The organism is Micromonospora sp. WMMD735 (genome assembly GCF_049178995.1).
Classification (GTDB): Bacteria; Actinomycetota; Actinomycetes; order Mycobacteriales; family Micromonosporaceae; genus Micromonospora; species Micromonospora wenchangensis.
This window is the reverse complement of the sequence record NZ_JBMHMJ010000003.1, coordinates 1-9,860: the sequence shown is the minus strand read 5'-3', so window position 1 is coordinate 9,860 and position 9,860 is coordinate 1. Positions and strand designations below refer to the sequence as shown.

General features: G+C 72.8%; 7 protein-coding genes and 1 pseudogene. 2 read left to right on the top strand and 6 right to left on the bottom strand.

Annotated elements, in window-relative coordinates:
* Positions 1–138: 138 nt before the first annotated feature.
* The 6 genes and pseudogenes from ACN268_RS32480 to ACN268_RS32455 all read right to left on the bottom strand — a co-directional run bounded on the left by ACN268_RS32480 (position 139) and on the right by ACN268_RS32455 (position 8,173).
* Positions 139–950 (bottom strand): annotated as a pseudogene (locus tag ACN268_RS32480) (SDR family oxidoreductase).
* Positions 951–1,075: 125 nt separating this feature from the next.
* Complete coding sequence (gene aspS / locus ACN268_RS32475; protein WP_421481199.1) at positions 1,076–2,881, bottom strand: aspartate--tRNA ligase; 1,806 nt, start codon at positions 2,879–2,881, stop codon at positions 1,076–1,078.
* Between the two features lie 163 nt (positions 2,882–3,044).
* Positions 3,045–4,097 carry a S1 family peptidase gene (locus tag ACN268_RS32470; protein WP_421481198.1) on the bottom strand — a complete coding sequence of 351 codons (1,053 nt, stop codon included), beginning with the start codon at positions 4,095–4,097 and terminating at the stop codon, positions 3,045–3,047.
* A 954-nt stretch (positions 4,098–5,051) separates the two neighbouring features.
* Complete coding sequence (locus ACN268_RS32465) at positions 5,052–5,987, bottom strand: acyl-ACP desaturase (protein WP_357930721.1); 936 nt, start codon at positions 5,985–5,987, stop codon at positions 5,052–5,054.
* A 73-nt stretch (positions 5,988–6,060) separates the two neighbouring features.
* The gene (gene hisS, locus ACN268_RS32460) at positions 6,061–7,383 is read right to left on the bottom strand and encodes a histidine--tRNA ligase (protein ID WP_421481197.1); all 1,323 of its coding nucleotides are present in this window, start codon (positions 7,381–7,383) and stop codon (positions 6,061–6,063) included.
* Between the two features lie 70 nt (positions 7,384–7,453).
* Complete coding sequence (locus ACN268_RS32455) at positions 7,454–8,173, bottom strand: MBL fold metallo-hydrolase (RefSeq protein WP_421481196.1); 720 nt, start codon at positions 8,171–8,173, stop codon at positions 7,454–7,456.
* A gap of 260 nt (positions 8,174–8,433) precedes the next feature.
* Here ACN268_RS32455 and ACN268_RS32450 point away from each other — a divergent pair, with 260 nt between their 5' ends.
* Entirely contained in the window at positions 8,434–9,318 is an 885-nt protein-coding gene (locus tag ACN268_RS32450; RefSeq protein WP_421481195.1) for a peptidylprolyl isomerase, read from the top strand.
* Positions 9,319–9,379: 61 nt separating this feature from the next.
* On the top strand, positions 9,380–9,860 hold a 481-nt coding region (locus tag ACN268_RS32445; protein ID WP_421487070.1), incomplete at its 3' end, for a peptidylprolyl isomerase.

Sequence of the window (9,860 nt, the reverse complement as noted above, 5' to 3'; positions counted from 1 at the left end):
AAAACTGTGCGTCAGCGGGTCTGCGGCGGGTCGGAGGGCCGGCCGGGCGTGGGGCCGGCCGGGCGTGGGGCCGGCCGGGCGTGGGGCCGGCCGGGCGTGGGGCCGGCCGGGACATCGGGTTGGGCAGGGTGGGCGGGGTCAGCCGGCGAGGAGTTCGGCGACGCCGCGCAGTCGGGTCCGGAGCAGACCGGCCGCGCGGGAGGAGTCCAGGCGCACCTGCGTCGGGCGGACCAACCCCGACGACCGCCCGGTGGCGGTCGTCATCCCACCCGGGTCGAGCCCGTCCCGCCGGGCCACCAGCAACCCCAGTTCCGCCCGGCTGACCGCGTCGGGGCCGGCGACGTTGAGCAGCCCGGCGTACGACGACGTGGCCAGCTCCAGCACGGCGCGGGCCAGGTCGGTCACGTCGATCGGGCAGCGCAGCTCGTCGGTGAACAGGACGGCCCGCCCGGCGAGCGCCTCCCGGCAGAGTCGGATCTGCTTGCTGCCCTCCCCCACGATCAGTGAGGTACGCACCAGCACGGCGGACGGGTCGATCGCCCGGACCGCGGTCTCCGCCGCCGCCTTCGCCGCACCGTAGACGTGGATCGGGCTGGGCGGCTCGTCGTCGCCGTAGGGTTCGGGACGTCCACCGTGCAGCGCGTCGCTGGACAGGTGCACCAGCCGCGCCCCCACCTCGGCCGCCGCGTACGCGACGTGGGCCGCCCCGTCGGCGGTGACCGTCCAGTCGTCGGCACGGTACGCGGTCCCGACGACGACGTCCGGGCCCACCTCGGCGACCAGTCGGCGCACCGCGTCCCGATCGGTCACGTCCAGGCGGCGTGTCCCGACGCCCGGCACGGCCACCCGGCCGCCGTGGCAGGTCCCCACCACCGACCACCCGGCAGCGACCCCCGCCGGCACACCTCGCCCCCGAGAAACCCGCTCCCTCCCACCACGAGCATCCGCATCCCACCACTCTCCCGTAACGATCAAGAGGTTTGCGTCACCTCGCCGCGCGATGATGACGCAAACCTCTTGATCAACGATGCCGGGTGGGCCCGGCCGGACGGGACCGGGCTCCGGGTGGGGTGGGTCAGACCGGGTCGGCGACCGGGGCGGCCGGGCCGGCGGTGCCGGTGGACGCGGTGGCGGTGGGCTTGGGCTTGGCGTCGATGCCGGCCTCGGCGCGCTGCTGCCCGGTGATCGGGGTCGGGGCACCGGTCAGCGGGTCGAAGCCGCCCCGGGTCTTCGGGAAGGCGATCACCTCGCGGATCGAGTCGGCCCCGGCCAGCAGCATGCAGACCCGGTCCCAGCCGAACGCGATGCCGCCGTGCGGCGGGGCGCCGTACTTGAACGCCTCCAGCAGGAAGCCGAACTTGTCCTGCGCCTCGGCGGGGGTGATGCCGAGCAGGTCGAAGACCCGCTGCTGCACGTCGCCCCGGTGAATACGGATCGAGCCGCCGCCGATCTCGTTGCCGTTGCAGACGATGTCGTACGCGTACGCCAGCGCCCGGTCCGGGGCCTGCTCGAACCGGTCGACCCAGTCGGCGTTCGGCGAGGTGAACGGGTGGTGCACGGCCGTCCAGCCGCCCTCGTCCGTGCGTTCGAACATCGGCGCGTCGACCACCCAGCAGAACGCCCAGGCGCTCTCGTCGACCAGCTTGGCCCGCTTGGCGATCTCGATCCGGGCCGCGCCGAGCAGTTCCTGCGCCTCCCGGGTGTTGGTGCTGGCGGCGAAGAAGACCGCGTCGCCCGGCTTGGCCCCGACCGCGTCGGCCAGCCCGCCCAGGTGCTCGGCGGAGAGGTTCTTGGCCACCGGGCCGCGTGCCTCGCCGGTCTCGGCGTCCAGCACCACGTACGCCAGGCCCCGCGCGCCGCGCGCCTTGGCCCAGTCCTGCCAGCCGTCCAGCTCCTTGCGGGTCTGCGCCGCCCCACCCGGCATGACCACCGCGCCGACGTAGCCGCCCGCGTCGATCGCGCCGGCGAACACCCGGAAGGCGGTGCCGCGCAGGTAGTCGGTCAGCTCGGTCAGCTCCAGGCCGTAGCGCAGGTCGGGCTTGTCGGAGCCGTACCGGGCCATCGCGTCGTGCCAGGTGATCCGGGGGATCGGCCGGGAGATCTCGTGACCGGCCAGGTCCTTCCAGAGCGCCGCGACGATCGCCTCGCCGAGGTCGATCACGTCGTCCTCGGTGACGAAGGACATCTCGATGTCGAGCTGGGTGAACTCCGGCTGCCGGTCGGCCCGGAAGTCCTCGTCGCGGTAGCAGCGGGCGATCTGGTAGTACCGCTCCATGCCGCCGACCATCAGGAGCTGCTTGAACAGCTGCGGCGACTGCGGCAGCGCGTACCAGCTGCCGGGCTGGAGCCGGACGGGGACCAGGAAGTCGCGGGCGCCCTCGGGGGTGGACCGGGTCAGCGTCGGGGTCTCGATCTCCAGGAAGTCCCGCTCGTGCAGCACGGTGCGGGCGAGCTGGTTGGCCCGCGAGCGCAGCCGCATCGCCTTCGCCGGGCCGCTGCGGCGCAGGTCCAGGTAGCGGTAGCGCAGCCGGATGTCGTCGCCGGCCTCGACCTGGTCGTCCACCGGCAGCGGCAGCGGCGCGGCCTCGGAGAGCACCTCCAGCGCGCTGGCGGTCACCTCGATCTCGCCGGTGGGCAGCTCGGGGTTCTCGTTGCCCTCGGGGCGGCGGGTCACCTCGCCGGTGACCTTAACGCAGAACTCGTTGCGCAGCGCGTGCGCGTCCTCCTCGCGGAACACCACCTGGACCACGCCGGAGCCGTCGCGCAGGTCGACGAAGATGACACCGCCGTGGTCGCGCCGGCGGGCGACCCACCCGGCGAGCGTCACCGTGGTGCCGGCGTCCGTCGCGCGCAGGCTGCCGGCGTCATGGGTACGGATCACGACTTGCGTCTCCTCATCTGCGGTACGGCTGTTCCCCCGCATTGTGTCAGCCGCCCGGTCCGCCCGGTTGCGGGGTGAGCAAGGCCGGCCCGCCCACCGGACGCGCGGAACGGGCCGCCGGTGTCCCGACGGCCCGCTCCCGGGTTGGATCAACCGAGGTGGATCAGATGATGCTGACGCCGTAGACGCTCAGCGGCTCGGTGACCGGCTGGAAGTAGGTGGTGCCACCGCGGGTGCAGTTGCCACTGCCGCCGGAGGTGAGGCCGACCGCACTGCTGCCGCTGAACAGCGAACCGCCGCTGTCGCCCGGCTCGGCGCAGACGTTGGTCCGGATCAGGCCGGAGACCGAGCCCTCGGCGTAGTTCACCGTGGCGTTGATGGCGGTCACCGAGCCGCTCTTGAGGCCGGTGGTGCTGCCGGAGCGCTGCACGCTCTGGCCGACGTACGCGTTGGCGGCACCGGTGACGTCCCGGAAGCTGCCGTTGTAGAGGGACACGTTGCCGGTCGCGTTGGCGGCGTTGCTGTGCCGGACGATGCCGTAGTCGTTGCCCGGGAAGCTGGTGCCGGTACGGGTGCCGAGCACGCTGGTCTGGCCGGAGTTCGAGTACCAGGTCGAGCCGATGTTGGTGCAGTGCCCGGCGGTCAGGAAGAAGGTCTGACCGGCGCTGTTGCGGACGTTGAAGCCGAGCGAGCAGCGCCCGCCGCCGGTGTAGATCGCCTGGCCACCGGAGATCTTGGTGCTGAGCACCCCGGCCTCGGCCTCGACCCGGACGGTGCCACCGGTGCGCGCGGCGGCGGCCTTGACCCGCTCCAGCTTGGCGCCGGTGACGGTGCTGTCGACCGACACGACGACCTGGTTGGTGGCGGCGTCGGTCCACCACGCGGTGCCGGGGATCTTGGCCGACCGCTCCAGCTCGGCGGTGGCGGAGCGGAGCTGCGCCGCGCCCCGGGTGACCAGCTTCGGGACCGCACCGGCGGCGCGGACCTGCTTGGCGGCGGCGGTGTCGGTGACGGTGACGACCATCTTGCCGGCGGCGTCGGCGTAGGTGCCGGCGGCGCGGTCACCGAGACGCTCGGCCAGGCTGGCGGCGGCGTCGGGGGATGCGGGCGAGGCGGGGGCCGCCTGGGCGGGGGCACCCATGAGCGCGCCGGTGACCAGGGTCCCGGCCATGGCGACGGCGGCGGCGTGTCGGAGTGAGGACCTCGTGGGTCGCATGCAACAACCTCCGGAAGGGGGTGACGGGCGGCGTCACGGGGACGCACCCGGGGACAACCCGGCCGACCTGGGGAAACCGGCCGAGTGACTGAAGTATTCACATATTTAAGATCGTTATCAAGACATGCGTTTGCCCGGATTCACCCCACCAGCGGTTATGACGGTCAGGCAACACCATGGACACATCCATGTCAGACCCTCCGCCGACCCGTCCCCGCCTCCACGGACGGTCGGGCGGGCACGGTCACCGCCGCGGGCCCGACGCACGCGGCCGCGCCCCGTCCCCGCGCCCGGTCCCGCAGGCGCCGCCGCCGCTCCCGCCGACGCACCGACCGGGGCCGGCCCGCCCCGGCACCGTCCGGCGAACCCCGGTGACACCGACCCGGCCACGGTCACGATGGCGGGCAATGCCCCGGCCACAGACCAGGACGTCTCGCGCCCGCAGGCCCGGTGGCGACAGGGAACGACCGCCCTCGACACCCGTCACCGCGAGTCACCACCGGTCGACCCCGCCCTACGACGGTTGTCCCCCTTCGCTCTGCCGCCCCCGCCGCGACGGTTACCCGGGCTAGCCGCGCATCAGGGAACCGCCGAACCACACGCCGCAAGAAGCAGCAGCTCGGGACGGCTCCGCTTCGATGTCAGCAGAGCACAGCGCGGAAGGGCAGGAATGCGAGGAAGGCGCATCAGTCACAGCGCGTCACGTCAGTCGATTCATCACCGAGTGTTACCGACGTCGGGGGACGGACGGGGCATCCGGGTCGGCGGCAGACCCGCGACGCGGCGGGGCCGGGAGATCCGTCCCCGACGGCGCGGCACGCCGACGCGCCCGCCGCACGGCACACCCGACGCGCCCACCGCAGGGGACGGCGACGTGGGCGCAACACACACCCGTGACTGCGAGCCGGAGCGGGCAGGCACGGGTGTGGTGAACCGCCGGAGGGGACGATCAGGTCAGGCGCGGGCGGCCAGCTTGGCGGCCCGGGCGTCGCGCTTCTCCTCGAACCGGGACGCGGCCTGCTCCAGGCCGTCCAGGTGGGCGGCGATCCGGTCACGGGCGGCCTCACCCTCGGCGCCCAGGCCGGCGACGTTGAACACGTCCCACTGGCGCAGCACCGGGGCGACCACGTCGTCGCGGTGCTGACGCAGGTCGTAGATGCCGGCCAGGGCGATCGTCACCGACTTGCGGGTGAAGCCCTCGATACCGACGCCGGGCATCTGGAAGTCCTCCAGCACCTCGGCGATCGCCCGCATCGTCTGGTCGGGGGCCACCTCCAGGGCCGCCCCGAGCAGGTTGCGGTAGAAGACCATGTGCAGGTTCTCGTCGGCCGCGACCCGGCTCAGCAGCGCCTCGCAGACCGGGTCCCCGGTGATCCGGCCGGTGTTGCGGTGCGAGATCCGGGTGGCCAACTCCTGGAACGACACGTACGCCAGCGAGCGCAGCATCGACGAGTCGTGCGAGTTGGTGTAACCGGCGGTCATGTGCACCATCCGGGCCCGCTCCAGGGCGACCGGGTCGACCGCCCGGGTCACCGTCAGGTAGTCCCGGATGGCGGTGCCGTGCCGGCCCTCCTCGGCCGTCCACCGACCCACCCAGGTCCCCCACGCCCCGTCCGGTCCGAACAGGCTGGCGATCTGGTGATGGTACGAGGGCAGGTTGTCCTCGGTGAGCAGGTTGACGATCAGCGCCGTACGGGCCACCTCGGGCAGGGTCGAGTCCCCCTCCGACCACGCCTCGCCGCCGAGCGGGCCGTCGAAGGTGCGCCCCTCGCTCCACGGCACGTACTCGTGCGGGAACCACTCCTTGGCCATCGACAGGTGACGGTCGAGGTTCTTGGCGACCACGGGTTCGAGTTCGTGCAGCAGCGCGGTCTGGCTCAGCTCGGTCACAGGGCCCCTCCCTACGGTGGCGTAACTTACGCCACCGTAGGTCCCCGTCGGCGTACGCGCCAGTAACTGAGACTCAGCCGACCAGCGGCTTCAGATCGGCGTGGGGCGGCGTCCACTCGGCCGGTACGGCGTCCACCTGCTCGCCCGAACGGATGTCCTTCACCTGGTGACCCTCGGCACCCGGGAACCACACGTACGGGATGCCGCGCCGCTCGGCGTAGCGGATCTGCTTGCCGAACTTCGCCGCGCTCGGCGACACCTCCGTCGGCACGCCCCGCGAGCGCAGCGCCTCCGCCACGGCGTTGCTGGCCGCCCGCTCCTCCTCCGCCGCGACGGCCACCAGCACGCAGGTCGGCACGCTGCGCGAGATCGACAGCGCCTCGGCACCGAACAGCAGCCCGAGCAGCCGGGTCACCCCGATCGAGATCCCCACCCCCGGGTACGACACGCTCCCGGCGCTGGCCAGGTTGTCGTACCGGCCGCCGGAGCAGATCGAACCGAACCGCTCGTAGCCGACCAGCTGGGTCTCGTAGACCGTGCCGGTGTAGTAGTCCAGACCCCGGGCGATCCGCAGGTCGGCGACGCACAGCCCCGGCGCGTGCGCGGCGGCCGTCTCCACCACCGCGACCAGTTCGGCGACACCCTCGTCGAGCAGCGGATCGCGCACCCCGAGGGCGTGCACCGCGTCGGCGAAGGACGCGTCCGGCGCGGAGATCCCGGCCAGCGCCAGGCAGGCGTCGGCCTGCGCCGCGCTCGCCCCCGCCGTCTCGGCCAGCAGGTCGGCCACCTTCGCCGGGCCGATCTTGTCGAGCTTGTCGACCGCGCGCAGCGCCGCCTCCGGGTCGGTCAGCCCGATGCCCCGGTAGAAACCCTCACAGATCTTGCGGTTGTTGACCTGGATCAGCACCGGCGGGACGGGCAGCGACCGCAGCGCGTCCCCGATCACCAGCGGCATCTCGGCCTCGTAGTGCGCCGGCAGGGTGTCCCGGTCGACGATGTCGATGTCGGCCTGGAGGAACTCCCGGTAGCGCCCCTCCTGCGGGCGCTCGCCCCGCCACACCTTCTGGATCTGGTAGCGGCGGAACGGGAACTGGAGCTTGCCGGCGTTCTCCAGCACGTAGCGGGCGAACGGCACGGTCAGGTCGAAATGCAGCCCGAGCGCGTCGTCACCGGCCGGGCCGTCCGCGTCGGCCTGCAACCGGCGCAGCAGGTAGACCTCCTTCGAGGTCTCCCCCTTACGCAGCAACTGGTCCAGCGGCTCCACCGACCGGGTCTCCAGCGGGGCGAACCCGTACAGCTCGAAGGTGTGCCGGATCCGGTCGAGGACGAACTGCTCGATCATCCGCTGCGAGGTGGTCCACTCCGGGAAACCGGAGATGGGCGTGGGCTTGCTCATGACGTACTCCTTGCGGGTCCGCGCCGGGCGCGGTGGGATCGACAGGTCCGCGTGCGGCGCGGAGGAACGACTAGAGGCCCCGGGTGGGGGCGGCCGGATGTGCGCCGTCCGGGTCGGCCAGGTCGGCGAGGTACGGGTTACGTGCCCGCTCCCGGCCGATGGTGGTCGCCGGGCCGTGGCCGGGCAGCACCACGGTGTCGTCGGCGAGTGGGAGGACCTTCTCCCGCAAGCTGGTCAGCATCCGGGGCATGCTGCCGCCCGGCAGGTCGGTGCGGCCGATCGAGCCGGCGAACAGCACGTCACCGGAGAGGCAGACCTGGTCGGCCTCCCAGGGCGAGCCGGCACCGGGCAGCCGGAACAGCACCGACCCGCCGGTATGGCCGGGCGCGTGGTCGACGGTGATCTCCAGGCCGGCCAGCGCCAGCGTCGCCCCGTCGGTCAGCTCCGCGACGTCGTCGGGCTCGGAGTACGGCAGGCGGCCGCCGAACAGCCCGGCGAGGTCCATCGACAGCGCCTTGGTCGGGTCGGCCAGCAGCTCCCGGTCCTCCGGGTGCACGTACGCGGGGATGCCGCGTGCGCCGCAGACCGGCGCGACGGAGAAGGTGTGGTCGAGGTGGCCGTGGGTGAGCAGCACGGCGGCCGGGTGCAGGCGGTGCTCGGCGAGCACGGCGTCGAGCCGGTCGAGCACCCCGATACCGGGGTCGACCACCACGCACTGCTCCCCCGGCGCGGTCGCCACCACGTAGCAGTTGGTGCCGAAGGCGTCCGCGGGAAAGCCGGCCACGAGCACGTCCGCTCCCCTTCCGTCTCAGTCGTCCGTCTCCTGGGCAGCCTAGTCGTCGGCGCGATCCGATATCCGCGCCCACCCGTACCACGGGCCCCGCACGGCACAGTGACGCACTTTGATAAACCCAGGCCGGCCCTCGTACACCACTTTCACAGCAGGTACCCGTACACTCTGGCGGGCGTGTGGCGTGGCGCACCTGCGGGCACGGCGGGCGCGCACGGCCCGACCGCCGGTGACGACCAGGGTAGAGGAGGGGAGCACGGGTGGCTTCCAGCAGGGACCGGCAGCGCAAGCTCGCGCGGGAGAAGCTCGACCGGCAGTTGGCCCGGCGGGCCGCCGCCGCCCGACGGCGTCGGCAGATCCAGGCCGGGGTCGGTGCGGCAGTGGTGCTGGTGCTGATCGTGGCCGGTGCGGCGTGGGGGCTGGGTGCCTTCGACAGCGACCCCGAGCCGAAGGCCGCCGAGGACGTCTGCCTCTGGACGCCGCAGGACGCCGCCGCCAACACCAACCTCAAGGACGTCGGCACCCCGGCCACCAAGGATCTGCCCACCACCGGGGTACGCACGATGACCATCGACACCGACCAGGGCGGCCCGATCACCGCCGAACTGGATCTCGCCGGGGCCCCCTGCGCCGGGGCGAGCATCGCCCACCTGGCCGGCACGTCGTTCTACGACAACACCAAGTGCCACGAGATCACCACCGAGGGCGCGCTGCGCTGCGGCGACCCGAGCGGCACCGGGCTCGGCGGCCCCAGCTACTCGTTCTACAACGAGAACGTGCCGACCGCACCCGAGGCGAGCCCCTCGGCCAGCCCGCAGCCCGGGCAGCCGCCGACGTACCCCAAGGGCACGGTCGCGATGATCGGCAACCCGCCGGGCGCCAACGGCAGCCAGTTCCTGCTCTTCTTCAAGGACTCCAGCCCGGCCCAGCCCGCGTACCCGATCATCGGCCGGATCACCGGCGGCCTCGACGTGGTCGAGAAGATCGGCGCCCTGCCGACCGTGGACAACGGGGCGGGCGCCAAGGTCAAGCCGAAGACCGACGTGGTGATCCGCAAGCTCACCGTCGGCGAGGCGCAGGCCGCCCCGGCACCGGCGACCGGCTCCCCGGCCGCGTCCCCGGCGGCCAGCCCGAGCGCCGGCTGAGCCGGCCCACAACCCGTACCTGCGGCCCCGCCGCGCCAGAGAAAGCCCAGGAGGAGTGACCGTGACGTCCACGAGAGAGCGGCAGCGCGCGGCGGCGCGGGCCCGACTTGAGCGGGAGATGGCCGAGCGTTCGGCCAAGGCCCGTAAGCGCCGGCAGACGCAGGCGATCGTCGGGGCCGCCGCCATCCTGGTGCTCGTGGTCGCCGGCACCGTCTGGTTGGCGACCAGCCTCGGTGGCGACGACGACGACAGCAAGCAGCAGGCCGCCGGCACCGAGGGCTTCTCGCAGTGCGCCTACACCGAGACGCCGAAGGAGGGCCGGCCGGCCCAGGTCAAGGACGTCGGGCTGCCCCCGAACCAGCAGGCCAACAAGGGCACCCAGACGATGACCATCGACACCAACCTGGGCCCGATCGTCGCCAAGCTCGACCGGACCAAGGTGCCCTGCACCGCCGGCAGCTTCACCCACCTGGCCAGTAAGGGCTTCTTCGACAACACCAAGTGCCACCGGCTGGTGACCGAGGGCATCAAGGTGCTCCAGT